The sequence below is a fragment of the Filifactor alocis ATCC 35896 genome (assembly GCF_000163895.2).
GTDB lineage: Bacteria > Bacillota > Clostridia > Peptostreptococcales > Filifactoraceae > Filifactor > Filifactor alocis.
In genome coordinates, this window is the sequence record NC_016630.1 from 783,332 (window position 1) to 800,129 (window position 16,798).

General features: G+C 37.4%; 17 protein-coding genes. 5 read left to right on the plus strand and 12 right to left on the minus strand.

What is annotated here, in order from left to right; all coding sequences use genetic code 11:
• Window positions 1–8: 8 nt before the first annotated feature.
• The 4 genes from HMPREF0389_RS03550 to hcp are packed head-to-tail and all read left to right on the plus strand — an operon-like array spanning window position 9 to window position 2,832.
• Window positions 9–218: a hypothetical protein gene (locus HMPREF0389_RS03550; protein ID WP_014262330.1), complete on the plus strand. Its 210-nt coding sequence runs from the start codon at window positions 9–11 to the stop codon at window positions 216–218.
• 17 nt (window positions 219–235) lie between these two features.
• A complete protein-coding gene (locus HMPREF0389_RS03555; protein WP_014262331.1) occupies window positions 236–889 on the plus strand; it encodes a cupin domain-containing protein in 654 nt (217 codons plus the stop codon).
• 44 nt (window positions 890–933) lie between these two features.
• Entirely contained in the window at window positions 934–1,200 is a 267-nt protein-coding gene (locus HMPREF0389_RS03560) for a TIGR04076 family protein (RefSeq protein ID WP_014262332.1), read from the plus strand.
• Window positions 1,201–2,832: a hydroxylamine reductase gene (gene hcp, locus HMPREF0389_RS03565; RefSeq protein WP_014262333.1), complete on the plus strand. Its 1,632-nt coding sequence runs from the start codon at window positions 1,201–1,203 to the stop codon at window positions 2,830–2,832.
• A gap of 224 nt (window positions 2,833–3,056) precedes the next feature.
• Here the strand turns inward: hcp and bioA are convergent, their stop codons facing one another.
• From bioA to HMPREF0389_RS03580, 3 genes are all read right to left on the minus strand, one after another.
• On the minus strand, window positions 3,057–4,406 hold the full coding sequence (gene bioA / locus HMPREF0389_RS03570; protein ID WP_014262334.1) for an adenosylmethionine--8-amino-7-oxononanoate transaminase: 1,350 nt from the start codon (window positions 4,404–4,406) through the stop codon (window positions 3,057–3,059).
• The gene (gene bioD / locus HMPREF0389_RS03575) at window positions 4,403–5,080 is read right to left on the minus strand and encodes a dethiobiotin synthase (RefSeq protein WP_014262335.1); all 678 of its coding nucleotides are present in this window, start codon (window positions 5,078–5,080) and stop codon (window positions 4,403–4,405) included. Before bioD ends, bioA begins: the two co-directional genes overlap by 4 nt.
• Window positions 5,081–5,156: 76 nt before the next feature.
• A complete protein-coding gene (locus HMPREF0389_RS03580; RefSeq protein ID WP_014262336.1) occupies window positions 5,157–5,720 on the minus strand; it encodes a biotin transporter BioY in 564 nt (187 codons plus the stop codon).
• Between the two features lie 440 nt (window positions 5,721–6,160).
• Here HMPREF0389_RS03580 and HMPREF0389_RS03585 point away from each other — a divergent pair, with 440 nt between their 5' ends.
• The gene (locus tag HMPREF0389_RS03585; protein ID WP_014262337.1) at window positions 6,161–6,871 is read left to right on the plus strand and encodes a DUF3221 domain-containing protein; all 711 of its coding nucleotides are present in this window, start codon (window positions 6,161–6,163) and stop codon (window positions 6,869–6,871) included.
• A gap of 467 nt (window positions 6,872–7,338) precedes the next feature.
• On the opposite strand, the gene sdaAA is transcribed toward HMPREF0389_RS03585, so the two are convergent.
• The 9 genes from sdaAA to phaC all read right to left on the minus strand — a co-directional run bounded on the left by sdaAA (window position 7,339) and on the right by phaC (window position 16,715).
• Window positions 7,339–8,211, minus strand: a complete 873-nt coding sequence (gene sdaAA / locus HMPREF0389_RS03590; RefSeq protein WP_014262338.1) for an L-serine ammonia-lyase, iron-sulfur-dependent, subunit alpha — start codon at window positions 8,209–8,211, stop codon at window positions 7,339–7,341.
• A 3-nt stretch (window positions 8,212–8,214) separates the two neighbouring features.
• Window positions 8,215–8,883, minus strand: a complete 669-nt coding sequence (sdaAB, locus tag HMPREF0389_RS03595; RefSeq protein ID WP_014262339.1) for an L-serine ammonia-lyase, iron-sulfur-dependent subunit beta — start codon at window positions 8,881–8,883, stop codon at window positions 8,215–8,217.
• Between the two features lie 549 nt (window positions 8,884–9,432).
• Window positions 9,433–10,053 (minus strand): cyclodeaminase/cyclohydrolase family protein, encoded by a 621-nt coding sequence (locus HMPREF0389_RS03600; protein WP_041250979.1) that lies wholly within the window; start codon window positions 10,051–10,053, stop codon window positions 9,433–9,435.
• A 29-nt stretch (window positions 10,054–10,082) separates the two neighbouring features.
• A complete protein-coding gene (locus HMPREF0389_RS09000; RefSeq protein ID WP_156775237.1) occupies window positions 10,083–10,226 on the minus strand; it encodes a hypothetical protein in 144 nt (47 codons plus the stop codon).
• A gap of 196 nt (window positions 10,227–10,422) precedes the next feature.
• On the minus strand, window positions 10,423–12,102 hold the full coding sequence (locus tag HMPREF0389_RS03610; protein WP_014262342.1) for a formate--tetrahydrofolate ligase: 1,680 nt from the start codon (window positions 12,100–12,102) through the stop codon (window positions 10,423–10,425).
• Between the two features lie 402 nt (window positions 12,103–12,504).
• Window positions 12,505–13,995 (minus strand): glutamate--tRNA ligase, encoded by a 1,491-nt coding sequence (gene gltX, locus HMPREF0389_RS03615; protein ID WP_156775238.1) that lies wholly within the window; start codon window positions 13,993–13,995, stop codon window positions 12,505–12,507.
• 124 nt (window positions 13,996–14,119) lie between these two features.
• A complete protein-coding gene (gene ispF / locus HMPREF0389_RS03620) occupies window positions 14,120–14,593 on the minus strand; it encodes a 2-C-methyl-D-erythritol 2,4-cyclodiphosphate synthase (RefSeq protein WP_041250781.1) in 474 nt (157 codons plus the stop codon).
• Window positions 14,590–15,282 carry a 2-C-methyl-D-erythritol 4-phosphate cytidylyltransferase gene (ispD, locus tag HMPREF0389_RS03625; RefSeq protein WP_049770198.1) on the minus strand — a complete coding sequence of 231 codons (693 nt, stop codon included), beginning with the start codon at window positions 15,280–15,282 and terminating at the stop codon, window positions 14,590–14,592. Before ispD ends, ispF begins: the two co-directional genes overlap by 4 nt.
• 356 nt (window positions 15,283–15,638) lie before the next feature.
• Window positions 15,639–16,715, minus strand: coding sequence for a class III poly(R)-hydroxyalkanoic acid synthase subunit PhaC (phaC, locus tag HMPREF0389_RS03630; protein WP_014262344.1), 1,077 nt, complete (start codon window positions 16,713–16,715; stop codon window positions 15,639–15,641).
• Window positions 16,716–16,798 lie beyond the last annotated feature (83 nt).

The window sequence follows — 16,798 nt, forward strand, 5'->3', positions numbered from 1 at the left end:
AGGAAATTATGGAACTTACAAGCAAAACCAAATTGAAAGATTTGTTAAACGAATATCCTTGGTTAAAAGAGGAAATTATAAAAGTAAATGATAAATTCAAATTGCTGAATACCCCTATGTTGGGAAAAGCGGACATAGCTATGATGAGTGAAAAAGCAGACATGGATGTTGACATATTAATTGCAAAATTGAAAGAACTTATCGCATCACACAACTAAAAGGAGATGAGTGCAAGGTGAAAGAAGAGGCAGGTAAAGTATTTTCCATAGCAAGAGATAATAAGGCAGTAGACGGTTGCACCATATCGAAAGAAGTACATGGCGGCGAAAACTATATCTCCTATTTTTCAATGGCACAAGATACCGATATCAGCGCAGAGTTGTTCCCGTACTACAAGCTTATCATCTTAGCAGAGGGAGAATTAGAACTATACGGATTTTCTGACGAGATAGGAAAACTAAAAGAAAATGAAAGTATTGTTACGCCGTTTGATGTACCGGTTGGTATGAAATCGAAATCAGGCGCAATATTTACTGAAATAGCAATCAGGAGGGACAGTATTATGAATAAAGTGGTAAAAGCGGGCGAAGCATTTCAATTAAGTAATTTAGTGCAATACCAAGATGGAAAAATTGTAAATATGGATGTTGTTCACAACGACAAAATGAAATTTGTTGTAATGGCATTTGATGCTGGAACCGGATTATCGGAACACGCTGCACCGGGAGAAGCAATTATCTTTGCATTGGATGGAGAAGCGATTATCGGATATGAAGGAACAGAACATGTCCTAAAGTCAGGAGAAAATTTCCATTTTGCAAAAGCCGGAAAACACTATGTAAAAGCGGATAAAAAATTCAAAATGGCTCTTCTGTTGACCTTGGAATAAGTAGTATAAATGGGATTGAATGATATAGAAAGGGTGAATCTATCATGTCCAAAAGACCAAAAATAACCATCACCCTGGTTGATAAGGTAGGCAAGGGGATGTGCCACAGGGGACACAAAATAGGAGACAGTTGGGACTATGATCACGATAGAGGGGCATTGTGTCCCTTAGTGATGCATACACTGTTTCCAATGATTGATATTGTGAGATACGGAGGAACACTTCCTGTTTCACACACCGGAAGAGCAAGGTTTTGTTGTCCGGATGCAGATGTAATCAATATTTTTGAAATTAAAGAGGGGGAAGATTAAATGAGTATGTTTTGTTATCAATGTCAGGAAACTGTGAAAGGAATAGGTTGTACTGTAAAAGGGGTATGTGGTAAAACCGAAGATGTTGCAAAACTTCAGGATTTATTGATATACACAGTAAAAGGAGTTTCCAACATCGTAGTGGAAGAAAAAATTGATATTAAAGAATTGGATGAATTGAACTATCAATTCTTGAACAGTCTTTTCATGACCATTACAAATGCTAATTTCGATGAAGAATCAATCGAAAATCAAATAAAAAAAATGTTCGTATTGCGTGACCGTTTAAGAGAGAATACTCAACTTGAAAATTTGCATGATGCATCAACTTTTGTTGTAGAATCAAAAGAACAAATGTTGTTAAAAGCATCCACTGTAGGCGTACTGGCAACCGTAAACGAGGATATCCGTTCACTGAGAGAGCTGATTATTTACGGATTGAAGGGTATGGCAGCTTATGCAGAGCATGCATGGAACTTAGGGAAAAAGAACTTTGATGTACTATCCTTTATGTACGAAGCTTTAGCAGCTACATTGGATGATTCCCTTACTATAGATGACTTGGTTCAATTAACATTGAAAACCGGAGAAATCGGAGTACAAGCTATGGCACTCCTTGACGAGGCAAATACAAGCAAATACGGACATCCTGAAATTACAAAAGTAAACATCGGTGTAAGAAACAATCCTGCAATCCTGATTTCAGGACATGATTTGACAGATTTGGAACAGTTGTTGGAACAAACAGAAGGAACCGGAGTTGACGTATATACTCATAGCGAAATGCTTCCGGCTCACTACTATCCAAAGTTCAAAAAGTATGAACACTTTGCAGGTAACTATGGAAATGCGTGGTGGAAACAGGTAGAAGAATTTGACTCCTTCAACGGACCAATTTTATTTACAACAAACTGTATCGTTCCGCCAAGAAAAGAAGAAATCAGAAACAGAATTTTCACAACAGGTGCTACCGGTTATCCGGGATGTAAACATATTACAGCTGATGAAAACGGAAAGAAAGACTTCTCTGAAATCATCGCTCTTGCAAAAACACTACCTTCGCCAACAGAAATTGAAACAGGAATCATCGTAGGAGGATTCGCACACAATCAAGTTCTTTCCTTAGCTGACAAAATCGTAGAAGCGGTAAAAAGCGGAGCTATCAAAAAATTCTTTGTTATGGCAGGTTGTGACGGTAGAATGAAATCCAGAAGTTATTATACTGAATTTGCACAAAAACTACCGAACGATACTGTTATCCTAACAGCAGGTTGTGCAAAATACAGATACAACAAACTGAACCTACCTGATATTAACGGCATCCCAAGAGTATTGGATGCAGGACAATGTAACGATTCTTACTCGTTAGCGGTAATCGCATTGAAATTGAAAGAAGTATTCGGCTTAGATGACATCAATGAATTGCCTATCGCTTTCAATATTGCATGGTATGAGCAAAAAGCAGTAATCGTATTGTTGGCACTTCTTTACCTTGGAGTTAAAAATATTCACTTAGGACCGACTTTACCGGGATTCTTATCTCCAAATGTTGCAAAAGTCCTTGTAGAAAACTTCGGAATCGCAACCATCGGTGAAGTAGAAGACGATATTGAGTTATTTATGAATATGTAAGAAAACAAATGATAAAAACAATCTATTACAAAAACGACCGGAAATCTATTCCCGGTCGTTTTTTTGCGTAATAAATATTAAAATCATACTATCAAATATTCGTCTTACAACGAACCTATATCTCACTTGTGATGAAAATCGGTAAAATGACAATCTATCGTATATTCATTTCTAACTGATGAAGACTGCCATGATTAGATTTGTTTTTTCTACACCAATCCCATTTAGCCCAATATTTTGTTCATTGCAATTTCCGTTCGTGCAATCGCTGCATCAATTTCTTCTTTGGTAATGGTAAGAGGAGGATTAAAATAGAGTACATTTCCAAGTGGACGAAGAATCAATCCTTCTTTTAGAGCTTCTTTATAAATTTGATACCCTACTCTCTCTTTGGAATCAAACCCTTCTTTGGTTTCTTTGTCTGTCACAAGCTCCATTGCATTGATCAATCCTAATGTCCGAATCTCTCCTACATTTTTATGACTTCCAAAATGCTGATGCATTTGTTCTTTCAAGTATTCTGCCGTTTCATTTGCTCTCTCCAAAATACGCTCTTCTTCCAACACATCAAGCACCGCATGTGCTGCACTACATCCAAGAGGATTTCCGCTATAAGTATGACTGTGCATAAATGCTTTGCCCTCATTGTAGTCAGAGTAGAATGCCTGATAGATTTTTTCTGTTGTAATGGTAATTGCCATCGGCATATATCCACCTGTCAATCCTTTGGAAATACACATGATATCAGGACTGATTCCGGCATGATCACAAGCAAACATCTTTCCCGTTCGTCCAAAACCCGTTGCTATTTCATCGGCAATTAACAGAACACCATATTCATCGCATAATGCTCTGAGTTTTTTCAAATATTGAGCCGGATACATTCTCATTCCGGCACTTCCTTGCAACAACGGTTCTACAATCATCGCACAGGTTTCTTTTCCATATTTCTCAAATTCCTGTTCCGCCTTTTCAAAACACTCTACATGACAATTTTCTCTGCACTTTCCGTAAGGACAACGATAACAGTCCGGGGCATCGATTCGAATCGCATCCATCAGCATCGGTTGATAGATTTTTGCATACAAATCCAATGTTCCAACCGAAAGTGCTCCAATCGTTTCACCATGATATCCGTCAGACAAACACATAAACTTTGTTCTGTGATGCCCCTCTTGATAATGATATTGAAATGCCATTTTCAAGGAACACTCCACTGCAGCCGAACCGTTGTCTGAAAAATTGAATTTTGTCAGTCCCTCAGGAATGATTTTGGATAACCTCTGACACAATCTAATTGCAGGTTGATGAGAAAAATTTGCGAAAATAACATGCTCCAATTGGTCCAACTGTGCCTTGATTCCTTCTGTAATCTTTGTATTGCAGTGCCCCAAAAGATTGCACCACCAAGAACTAACCACATCTAAGTACTCTTTTCCATCCATATCATACAGATGAACACCATCCCCTTTTTCGATAATAATCGGCGGTAATTCTTCATAATCTTTCATTTGTGAACATGGATGCCAAATATATTTCACATCTTCTTTTTGCCAATCTACCATTGATTTCATTGCTCATTCCCCCATAATGTTGCAATTTGTTCCTTGCTGATCTCCAAATCTGTCATTCCTTGCTTCAATGTAGAAAGTACCGGAATATTTGTCATTTCTTCAATCATTGTGATATTATCTTGTTCCATTTCACTTCCTGTATAGAAGTTTAGGATAATCCCTTTTATCTCTATGTTTCTTGCTCTCATATACTCTACGGTAAGTACGGTAGCATTGATGGTTCCGAGTCCTGCGTGCGCTATAATAACAGACGGCAACTCTAACATTTTGATGATATCTTCCAAAAATATTTTTTGTGTTTTGTCGTATCGTATCGGACAGATAATTCCGCCGCTTCCCTCTACCATGACATAAGGATACCTGTTACAAACGGTTTCATATCCTTTTTTAACAACTTCCATTTCTACAGGATGATTTTCCCATTTTGCAGCCAAATGAGGTGATACCGCCTCATGATAAAGATATGACAACAGCGTGCTCTCCTCTTGATTGATTTGTGCAATACTGTTCACATATCCCGCATCACTCTCTGCAATACTGTTTGCTCCACTCAATGCCGCTTTGTAATAGCCTACATCGTAACCATACTCTCGCATTTTTTTTGCAAGCAATGCCGTTACATAAGTCTTACCAACATCTGTTCCTGTTCCTGTCACAAAAATACCTTTGCTCATAGGAACATACCCCCCTTTTTGTGATGATTCCGCATACAGACTACTTCATGATAATAGCCAACTAAATTTTATTTTTTTATCGATATTGATGAAGAACAGGCAACAAGCGTTTCATCAAAATTGCCGCAACAACACATAAGAACAAATCTCCGGGTACAATCAACAGAAAACAGTACAAAATCAGATTCCAAAGTGTCATTCCTGCACCCGAATAATAGTTCATAATGACAAAACAATGCACCATTCCAAATCCATATACTGCCATCAATCCTGCAATATTTGCCCATAGCAATCTTCCAAAAGAAGGATTTTTGACTTCATGTGCAATTTTTCCCGTCAAATAAGCTCCCACTGCAAAGCCGATGATATATCCGAAACTCGGTTTGAAAATATACATCAAACCTCCACCTTCTGTAAATACAGGCACTCCTATCAATCCAAGGATTATGTAAAGAAGTACGCTCATTGTACCTAATTTCTTCCCTAACAAAAGCCCTGCCAGCATGGTAAATAACAATTGTAACGTAAACGGTACATACGGAATCGGAATGCGAATGAACGCTCCTACAATAATCAATGCCGTGAACATTGCACAAAGAGTCATATCCCTTACTGCGGTTTGTCTGTTTAATTGTTCCATCATTCTCTCCTTTTTTCATTTTTCATTCATGATACAAAACAAAGTTACTTCCTTACGATAGGAAATAAAATCATCTTATCTCTATTACTCTAATAGTAATAGCATACTTTTTCCTTATTGTCAACTTTTAACTATGAATTTATTTACAATAGTTTCTTCCATAGTTTTTTTACAAACAGTATGTTTGTGTTAAATGTGTGCCGAAATAGTAACAATGTAATAGCAAAAACTTTACAGTCTTGTCATTTATATTGAAATCCAAAAAAGAATATGTTACTTTGTAGCTGGACATGAAACTTGCCATTCTTCTTATTGGAAAAATATTAGTACTCTCATGCTATTCATATTTTTTTCAAAACATATTTTCACAAGAAGTTCAGCAAGAATCATAAATTTACACAGAACATTAAACACTAAATAAAAAAGAAAGGATGTTTGTTATGAAAAGAAAATTAGCAGCATTGTTAGGAATCGGATTAATGTCAGTCTCTTTAGTAGCATGTAACTCCCAAGCTACCGAAAACAAAAGTACAACTGATCCGAATGTCACAGAACAAAATTCCACAGATGAAACCGGTAACACCAATGAGGACATGGCTGGAGAATCTTTGTTACAGTGGGGTAAAATTATTTCTGTTGACAAAGAGTCCGGTCAAATTGTAATTGAAGATAAAAATATGCCGGCTGAAGAAGGAAATGCCGATTTCAACAAAATCGTTTTGAATACTTCCGGCGACAAAACAGCGTTTGTCAACGCTGAAACAGGCGAAAAAGTATCCATAGATGACTTGAAAGAAGGCGATGAAATCTATGCTTGGGTATCCATTGCATTTACAGCCAGTGAACCTCCTCAAACTTTTGCTTATGTAATTGCTACCAATACCGCTGTGATGACACCACCGAAATATATTGGTGTTGCTTCTGTTGAAAAAACAGATGCGGGTCTGTTCTTAACGGATACCATGGATGAAAAATGGGATTTAACAGATGTTGAATCCAAAAATATCACTGCTTATGAAGACGGAAAAGAAATCGATCCGACTACAATCAAAGCAAACTCCACATGTTTGATATGGCCTGCTAATGTTCCTGTAACAGAAGGCTCTGACACAACTGTGTTAAAAGCAACACGATTAATTGTATTACAGTAAACCCTAAAGTTTTTTCAAATTTTTTCTCCTTATTATCATAAAGCTAAAAACCGTTCATCTTTGATGGGCGGTTTTTACTTTTAAAAAAAGCTGTCCTGATTTCCGCTTTCATACTAAACATGCAATATCCTATAATGATTGCTACAGAATTAAAAATAGTATTAAGACCAAACACTATTTTGAAATATAGATATCATGTATGATTAACAAAAAGAGAATAAACTATAATCATATCAAAACATCAAATTCTTATTATCATTTAAACCTGCGATTCGTACTATAATATTGAATAGATATTACTTATAAGACTTTTGACATATAGACCAAACAATCCATCCTTTCCAATAAAAAAGATATTTTACAGAATCTCTTCTGCAAAATATCCTTCTTTCTGTATCACAAGTCTATCAAAAAACCTATCCGATTTCCATTCTATATTATCTTGTTCTTTCTATTTTACAAAAAAACTATTTTCCCAAAAATTTTTTACGGATACGCACACCTGTCTTGGTGCCTGCAAGACCTCCCATTCCTGTTTCTCTCAAGGATTCATCTAAAGAATTTCCGACTTCTCCCATCGCTTGTACCACTTCTTCAAATGGAACGAAAGAAGTGACTCCCGCCAATGCGATATCTGCCGCAATCATTGCATTCATCACCCCGGATGCATTCCTGAACGTACAAGGATACTGTACCAACCCGGCAATCGGGTCACACACCAAACCGAGCACATTGATAATCGTAATGCTTGCCGCATTCAAAACCTGCGTCGGTGTTCCGCCAAGCATTTCTACCAATGCCGCCGCCGCCATCGCAGATGCGGAACCGCATTCCGCTTGACATCCACCTTCCGCTCCGGCAAAAGTTGCATATTTCCCAATCATTTGTCCGATTCCGATAGAAGTCAAAAATCCGTTTTGTATGGTCTCTTCATCAAACTGATAGCGTTGTTTCGCCGATACCATCAATGCAGGCAAAATTCCGGAAGAACCTGCCGTCGGTGCTGCAATAATCTTGCCCATGGTACTATTGACTTCACTTGTCGAAAATGCCATTGCCATTGCATCCATCAAAAAACTCCCCACAACAGGCTCTTTTGTCTTTGCATAAGTATGGCATTTCTGAGCAAATCCGTCTATCATTCGAAACTCTGTCTTCTCCGCTTTTTCCAAATGTTCTGTTGCAGATTGATTCATTACTTCAAACACTTCATTCAACTGCATACGAATCTCTTCTTCTGTTTTTTTGGAAGTTCTAAGCTCTTCTTCCAACACCAAGTCGTAGATATGACATTTTTTCTTCTTACAAGTTTCTATAATCTCTTTTTCTGTATTTAACAATGTCTACACCTCCACATACTTCTGTGTTAAAAATCGATTCGTATTTCCAATCTGTTCTTTTACAGTATCTGTAATTTTAGAATCGACTTCAATTGTCAGAGTAACAACATTGGTCAAGGTGTTCTTATGTGTCATAATCGTCTCAATATTGTAGTTATTGTCCAAAAGAATCGTCGATACGGATGCAATCACACCTTTTTGTTCATTATACTGTAGCAAAATGGTAGGATACCCTCCACAATACTCTACCTTGATTCCGTTGATATTGACAATAACCATTGCACCACCACCAATCGAAGAGCCAATCACATACTCATCTTCACGGTCTTCAAAATGAAATAAAATCTTTACGGTATTAGGATGATACTCTTCTCCCAAATCAATCTTGTGAATCTTATACTTCATATTCTGTTTTTCTGCATCCTCGAACGCAGTGCGAATTCGACTGTCATCAGTATCATACCCCAACATTCCGCCAATAAGTGCACAATCTGTTCCATGTCCCTTGTAAGTGTATGCAAAAGAACCATGCAAAAAAAACTCTACCGATTCGAAATCTGAACCGCATATCTTTCTTGCAATATTCGCAATACGACAAGCTCCCGCAGTATGAGAGCTTGAAGGTCCAATCATCACAGGACCCAATATATCAAACGCAGTATATTCTGCCATATCCTTTCCTCTCCGTTTTTTCAATTTGATCGTTACCCTGAAAGAAACAACTTGACACCTAAGATAAAAGGCTCTGCTTGAGCCTCGTGTGTCCCTAACTTCTATCTCCTGCTGATACGATTATCTGCTTGAATTCCCTAATATCGTCTCTGTTTCAAATTGCCATTCACAGTTTAACTTCCTATTTCCCCAAGCAACTACACACTCTCCTAAGTTCAAGAAGAAAGAAATTAAGAGTGTATTTTTTTGAAGTTACAGTAATTTGATTAAGTTTTGGTATGAAGTATTCAACCAATATAAGACTCTCCAAAAGAGAATGAATCATCTAATGTAATTGTTTCTCTCTCACGGTTTTTCGTTGGATAAAAGTTTCAAATCTCTGTCATTTTACTGTATCGGAAAACATTCGACAAATTTCCTTAAACAGTGAGTTGTTCTTCCCCTTTATCATATCAAAAATTACCTTTTCATGAAACTGATATATGATATTTTTTGCTTGAACATTCAAATTATAAACTTTCAAGTTACTATGGATATGCTCTTACGAATTTACAAAAATGACACTTTCTCTCTGATTTCTTCCTCTCTTCTGTTGGCTTGTTGCTCTAATGTAGCCATTTCTTTCCGCATAGATTCCACAAAATCAGAGTCTTTGATTTGAGACAAGTTGATTTTTACATTATAGAAAGCGGAATGCAGTGCTGTTCTTGACTGCAAAACTGCAATCAAACCGTCTGTAACAGCATTTTGATTTCCTTTTTCAATCACAATTTCTGCCAAATCAAACAATTCATATACTGTTTTCCCGACTTCAAACGGTACAACAGTCGCATGTTGATATCCTTCTTGAATTTTTTGACTTCGGTATTGTTTCTGTTCTTCTGTTTCTTTCGGAAGGCGAAACGCCTCCATCGCCTCATCAAAAGAACTTGCATCTCTATGCATCAAGTCCAAAAATTTGGTTCGATACTCTTCTGTTTTATCAATCACTTTCTTCATTTCTTCCTGCACTTCTTCATACCCGGATTTTCCAATGGTCAAATTTGCAACCATACTAATTAAGGCAGCAGCGCTTGCAGCTTCAAAAGCTGCAACGCTACCACCTCCGGGAGTAGGAGAAGAAGATGCTGTTTGTTCTACAAACTCTTTCATCGTTTTGTCGAATAACATCATAATTCTCTCTTTTCTCTATTATTATCCTATATTTTTATCCCATTATTTGTTTGTACTCCGTCATTATCAACGATACTCTTCCTATTGCAATGATTTACAACAATTCCAAACGATGTTCCAAGTCCCTCCACAGGAAAAACTTCGATAAAACCATTCCTCCCCTTTTTCATTGCATCACTTCCATTTACCGTATGCTCCTGTCCTTTATCTTGGCAACTTACATCAGTGAATTTTTTAGGGTAGTTAAGAAACGGAGTGATTGATTGTATCGTCACTTTTTATCAAGCAGTAACGTTCTACTCTTGTTCCTTCGTTCGATTTCTTGTTTCATCATTAGAAAGAACCTTAGTATCATCTGTCTACTATCTAAAATAATCCTGTGATAACTCCACGATTGTCAATATCAATTTTGTTCGCTGCAGGTTCTTTCGGTAAGCCCGGCATAACCATGATATTGCTTGTTTGACAAACAATAAACCCTGCTCCCGCACACACTCTGACATCCTTGATTGTAATATGAAAATCGCTTGGTGCTCCCATTACACTTGGATCATCAGTAAATGAGTATTGTGTTTTTGCCATACATATCGGCAAATGAGACAAGCCCAGCTCCTTAATTTTTGCAATTTGTTTTTGTGCTTTCGGTTCAATGACAGCTCCTGTTCCACCGTAAATTTCCCTTACAATCGTGTTGATTTTATCTTCAATGCTGTCTTCTACTTCATAAATTGGATGATATGCACTTTCTTCCTGTTCTAATAGTTGTACCAGCGCTTTTGCCATTTCAATTCCGCCTTCTCCACCTTTTTCCCAGCATTCATTCAAGGTGCAAACAACTCCCATGTCTTGACATAATGCCAACAGAGCTTTAATTTCTGTATCTGTATCGGAAATAAATTTGTTGATAGCTACCATTACCGGCACTCCAAATTTTTTGATGTTTTCAATTTGTCGTTTTAAGTTTACAAAACCTGATGTTACCGCTTCGATATTTTCTTCAGACAGATTGTTCTTTGCTACTCCCCCATGCATTTTGAGAGCACGAACGGTAGCTACAATCACAACTGCATCCGGATGTAATCCTCCGACACGACATTTGATATCCAAGAATTTTTCCGCTCCCAAATCTGCGCCGAATCCTGCCTCTGTCACTACGATATCTCCCAGTTTCAAAGCTAATTTTGTTGCAATCAAGGAGTTACAACCATGGGCAATGTTTGCAAAAGGTCCACCGTGAACCAATACAGGTGTATTTTCCAAAGTTTGTACCAAATTCGGTTTAATTGCATCTTTTAACAGAACCGTCATTGCACCGTTGACTTGCAAATCTCTTGCTGTGACAGCCTCTCCACGCAAATTGTATGCAACAATAATATTTCCCAAACGCTCTTTCAAATCTTCCAAGTCTTTTGCCAAGCAAAGAATTGCCATCACTTCAGATGCAACGGTAATCATAAAAGAATCTTCTCTTGGAAAACCGCAAACCTTTCCTCCCAATGCAACAACTGTATTTCGAAGTGCACGATCGTTCATATCCAATACTCTCTTCCACACGATTTCTCTTGCGTCAATTTGAAGAGAGTTCCCGTGATGAATGTGATTGTCGATTGCTGCAGAAAGCAAATTGTTTGCCGCTGTAATGGCATGCATATCTCCTGTAAAATGAAGATTGATATCTTCCATCGGTACTACTTGAGCATATCCACCGCCCGCAGCTCCTCCTTTGATTCCAAACACCGGTCCCAAGGAAGGTTCTCTCAACGCAATATAAGCGTTCTTTCCGATTTTGTTCAACGCCTGTCCCAAACCGATAGAAGTTGTGGATTTTCCCTCTCCTGCCGGAGTTGGACTGATTGCGGTAACCAAAACCAACTTACCATCCTGTTTTGTTTCACATCTCTCAATCGCATCAAAAGAGATTTTTGATTTATATCTTCCGTAATATTCCAATTCGTTTTCCAAAATTCCATATTTCTCTGCAATTTCAGAAATAGGGAGCATATTTGCCTCTTGTGCAATTTCAATATCTGTTTTTACTTTCAACATGGTAATCTCCTTCCCCTTCTCAACTAAAACAACTTCTTTTATTGGATTTTTGTAGGCAGATAAGTTTTTTGAAACAAAATAAATCGGCACACTTCTCTAAGTTCTAAATGATATACTGATAAGCCAATTATCAAATCTTTGTTGTTTATAATATAAAAAACATTCGACCCATTTAATACCTTATTTGTATTTTACTATTTTTTGTTCAGATTGTAAATGAAAATCCGATTGTGATAACACAATTTTACATTTTTGTTCAAATGACGGAATTTTTCTGTAATCAAAAAATTCTACAGTCACTGCTCTGAACTACTTTTAATATCCGGAGCAGAACTATAGAATTTTATTTTTTAGTGATTGATAAGAGGAGTCTCTCAATCTGCAGTTGATTCAAAGAATCATTTACTCTTCGTTCAAAACATACTCTTTTGCTTGATTCAAACGAACCATCAATTTATCTTTTCCAAGTAATGTCAATACTTTTGGAATTTCAGGGCCGTGGTTTTGACCTGTCAAGATGACACGTGTTCCCATAAACAACTCTTTTCCTTTGATTCCTTCTTCTTTTTTGATTTCTTTGAACATGTCGGATACAAAATCCGGTGTAATTTCTTCCTGTTCTCCGATTTTTTGTTCCAACACTTCCAATAATTTCGGCATATGCGGTAAGTTCATAAACTCCAATGCCTCGCCTTCCCAAACTTCAACTTCTTCAGAAATGAATAGCTTGATTCTTTCAGGGAATTGTGCCAAGTAGTCCATAGACTCTCTTACCGTTTCCATTGCAAGTGCCAACCATTCTTTTTTAGAGTTCGCCTCTTCTTCTGTCATTAAATCCTGTTCCACTAAGAAAGGAATGGAAAGGTCTACCAATTCATTGATATCTCTTTCACGAATGTACTGATTGTTGAACCAGTTCAGTTTCGCAACATCGAAAACTCCACCGCTTTTTGAAACTCTCTCCAAACTGAAATACTGTTCCAATTCATCCATAGAGAACACTTCTTGATTATCTTCAGGTGACCAGCCCAACAATGCAATGTAGTTGATCAATGCCTCAGGTAAATATCCTTTTTTTCTAAAGTCTTCTACTGCAACATCTCCTTGTCGTTTAGACAGCTTTTTATGGTCGTGATTCAAAATATTAGGAAGATGAACATAAGTCGGTTGTTCCCATCCGAACGCTTCATATAAATATACATGTTTCGGCGTGGACGGTAACCATTCTTCTCCACGAATAATATGTGTAATTCCCATCAAATAGTCGTCTACTACGACAGCAAAGTGATAAGTAGGGAATCCGTCTGACTTCATCAACACTTGATCATCCATATCGTTCGTATTGATTACCACATCTCCACGCACAATATCTTTGAAATGAAGGTCTTTGTTTGCCGGCAATTTCAAACGAATCACATATGGTTCACCAGCATCGATTTTTGCCTGTACCTCTTCTTTTGTCAATCCTTTGCAATGTCCGTCATATCTCGGCACTTTGTTTTCTGCTCGTTGAATTTCTCTTACTTTATCCAAACGATCTTTGGAACAGAAACAATAGTATGCGTGTCCGCTTTCCAATAGTTGGTCAATGTATTTTTTGTAGATATCAAGTCGTTCCGATTGCACATAAGGTCCGCAATCTCCTGCTTGTGTTACTTTACCTTCTTCTGAAAGAACAACTCCTTCTTCATTGACAACACCTGCCCACTTCATCGCTTTGAGCATTCCTTCTACAGCGCCTTCCACCAATCTGCTTTGATCGGTATCCTCTACTCTCAAAACATAGGTACCGCCTGTTTTCTTTGCGTACAAATAATTATACAACGCTGTTCTCAAACTTCCTATATGCACAAACCCTGTAGGAGATGGTGCAAATCGTACTCGTGTCATAATATCCTCCTTATTTTTAAGTGTTACAAACTATCTATTATACATATCTATATTATTCGATTGATTTGTTCTTGTTGCCGTCTGATTCTTTCTATCAACTTACCTGTTAAATCAGTTAAATAGTATATCACACTTCTTCTAAAAGAACAACCGACTGAGAAGTCATTCCTTCCTCTCTGCCTTCGGGTCCCAGTTTTTCCGTTGTAGTCGCCTTAATATTCACTTTCTCCTTCTGTATATGTAAAACAGAGGCAATTTTTGTTTTCATTTCATCAATATACGGTGCCATCTTCGGTCTTTGTGCAATGATAACCGCATCTATATTTCCGATTCGATATCCTTTTTGTACCATATATTCACATACCTTTGACAACAATATCATACTGTCCGCATCCTTAAACTCCTGCGAAGAATCCGGAAAATGTCGTCCGATATCCCCTTCTCCCAATGCTCCCAAAATCGCATCCATAATTGCATGCACCAATACATCAGCATCAGAATGTCCAAGCAGCCCTTTCTCATGAGGAATCTCCACTCCTCCGACAATCAACTTTCTTCCCTCAACAAGCTGATGGATATCGTATCCTATCCCTATTCTCAAAGCAATTCCTCCTGTTCCAGTATCAACTCTCCCAACAACAAATCAATCGGCGTTGTAATCTTAATATTATTCGGACTTCCTTCTGTTATTTTGATTGGATATCCCTGTCTTTCTACAAGCGAGGCATCGTCTGTAGGAATCCAATCACCGAATGTGCAGAAATCCATTGCATAAACTTCTCTCAAAATGTCTCCCCGAAAACCTTGTGGTGTCTGTACAGCATAGAGACGGTCACGTTTCGGTGTGTTCACAACAACCCCACACTCTACCTCTTTGATGGTATCTTTTACCTTCGTTGCCAAAATACAAGCCCCGTCTTGTCTTGCACAAGAAATAACAGACTTGATTTCCTCTTTGGTAACAAAAGGTCTTGCTCCGTCATGCACCAAAATCACATCGGAATCTTCGCTCACTTGATCTAATCCGTTGCGAACGGAAAAATAGCGTTCCTGCCCTCCTAATGCAATCTTAACTTTCTCTTTTCCTAAAAAATCCAATGATTGAAAAAGCGCAACATCTTCCTTAGAAAGAACTACTACCATTTCATCAATTTCTTCTACTTCCAGAAAAGTCTCTATCGTATGTTGCAAAACAGCCTTGCCTTTCAGTTTCAGAAACTGTTTATTAACAGAAGACTTCATACGGCTTCCTTTTCCTGCCGCAACAACAATGACACTGACCATGATCATCCTTCCCTCTTCTCTGAATATTCTTCAGTCGATTCTAAGATTCTTTCTCTCGTTTTATTATACGACATTTGTTCCTGTTTCTCTACTTTATTTCACTTTTCTAAAAACATTTTGTCCTAAACTCAAGCATAAAAAAATAGTGCAACTAAAGAACAGTTCCTATATTGCACTATTTATGGTATTAAAAAAAGATACTATTACTGCTATCCCTTACTATGTTCTAAAAAATCAATCCTTCTGATTTATTCTATGCCATGAAGTTGTTTTATGATAGAATACTTTCAGTTCAATATTTAATCGTTACTCTTTTTTAGAAATACATCTTACCTATTTTTGATATAATTGACAAAAAAAGTTTATTTTTTCAAACTTTTAGATTTCTTTTTGAGCCATTCTGAGATTAAAGGCGCTACCTGTCTTTTTGATTTGGAGCTCACATACATTCCGATATGTCCTGTAGGAATGCTATGAGTTTCAATATCCTTTGTTCCTACATATTGGTCAAGAGGCTTGCTGGACTCAGGAGGAACGATATGATCCTTTTCAGCATAGATGTTTAAGACAGGCATAGTAATATTCTTGAGATTCACCCGTTTTTTACCTATCATCAACTCTCCTTTAACCAACTTGTTCTTCTTGTATAAATCGTTGATAAATTGGCGTATCGTTTCTCCCGCTTGTCCCGGACTGTCAAAAATCCAATTTTCCATCGTCAAAAAATTATGCATCACATCCGGTTTGTCAAAGTCATCAATAAGATTAAGATACTTACTAATCATCAAAGAAATCGGTTTTAATGTTAAAAATCCATTGTTCATAAAGTCTCCGGGAATAACTCCGTAAGCATCAACCATTTTATCAATATCCAAATTTTTGCTCCAACGAAAGAGAAGACCGTCATCTGTCGAAAAATCTACAGGTGTGACCATAGTTACAAGAGCATTGACATTCTCCGGATGAAGAGCACTGTAAATCAAGGATAGAGTCCCTCCTTGACAAACTCCGAGGATATTTATCTTCTCGCTGCCGGAATCCTCTTTTACAGCTTCCACAGCATTGAAAATATATTCTTCAATATAGTCTTCTAAAGTCAGATACATGTCTTCTTGCGTAGGATATCCCCAGTCAATGATATATAAGTCCTGATTGTCATCAAGCATGTTTTTGACAAAGCTGTTGTCCTCCTGTAAATCCATCATCGTCTCGCGATTGACAAGAGCATAGATAATAAGAGTCGGAACGGAAACAATATCTTTTTTGAGTGGTTTGTAATGATAAAGTCTCATCTTATCCTCTGCATAAACTTCTGTTTTTTCTGAAAAACCCGGTTTTGTATCATTCAAATGCATCATCGTCTCAAAGCCTTCCAAAAACTTTCTTTGTATCCTAATGTTATCTTCAAAGTTCTTTTTCCAATCGCAAATCTTATACATATATGTTCTCCTTCCTGCTGCAATACCCAGAAAAAACTGCTTTCTCCAACTCAATCCTTAACAGGCAAGTGGAGAAAAGACAG

Excerpts from the sequence above, each read along its gene's own strand:
- HMPREF0389_RS03550 (WP_014262330.1), top strand. The coding sequence starts at position 9 with ATGGAACTTACAAGCAAAACCAAATTGAAAGATTTGTTAAACGAATAT.
- HMPREF0389_RS03560 (WP_014262332.1), top strand. The coding sequence starts at position 934 with ATGTCCAAAAGACCAAAAATAACCATCACCCTGGTTGATAAGGTAGGC.
- hcp (WP_014262333.1), top strand. The coding sequence starts at position 1,201 with ATGAGTATGTTTTGTTATCAATGTCAGGAAACTGTGAAAGGAATAGGT.
- bioA (WP_014262334.1), bottom strand. The coding sequence starts at position 4,406 with ATGAAATCAATGGTAGATTGGCAAAAAGAAGATGTGAAATATATTTGG.
- bioD (WP_014262335.1), bottom strand. The coding sequence starts at position 5,080 with ATGAGCAAAGGTATTTTTGTGACAGGAACAGGAACAGATGTTGGTAAG.
- HMPREF0389_RS03580 (WP_014262336.1), bottom strand. The coding sequence starts at position 5,720 with ATGGAACAATTAAACAGACAAACCGCAGTAAGGGATATGACTCTTTGT.
- HMPREF0389_RS03585 (WP_014262337.1), top strand. The coding sequence starts at position 6,161 with ATGAAAAGAAAATTAGCAGCATTGTTAGGAATCGGATTAATGTCAGTC.
- sdaAB (WP_014262339.1), bottom strand. The coding sequence starts at position 8,883 with ATGGCAGAATATACTGCGTTTGATATATTGGGTCCTGTGATGATTGGA.
- HMPREF0389_RS03600 (WP_041250979.1), bottom strand. The coding sequence starts at position 10,053 with ATGTTATTCGACAAAACGATGAAAGAGTTTGTAGAACAAACAGCATCT.
- HMPREF0389_RS09000 (WP_156775237.1), bottom strand. The coding sequence starts at position 10,226 with ATGAAAAAGGGGAGGAATGGTTTTATCGAAGTTTTTCCTGTGGAGGGA.
- HMPREF0389_RS03610 (WP_014262342.1), bottom strand. The coding sequence starts at position 12,102 with ATGTTGAAAGTAAAAACAGATATTGAAATTGCACAAGAGGCAAATATG.
- ispD (WP_049770198.1), bottom strand. The coding sequence starts at position 15,282 with ATGATCATGGTCAGTGTCATTGTTGTTGCGGCAGGAAAAGGAAGCCGT.
- phaC (WP_014262344.1), bottom strand. The coding sequence starts at position 16,715 with ATGTATAAGATTTGCGATTGGAAAAAGAACTTTGAAGATAACATTAGG.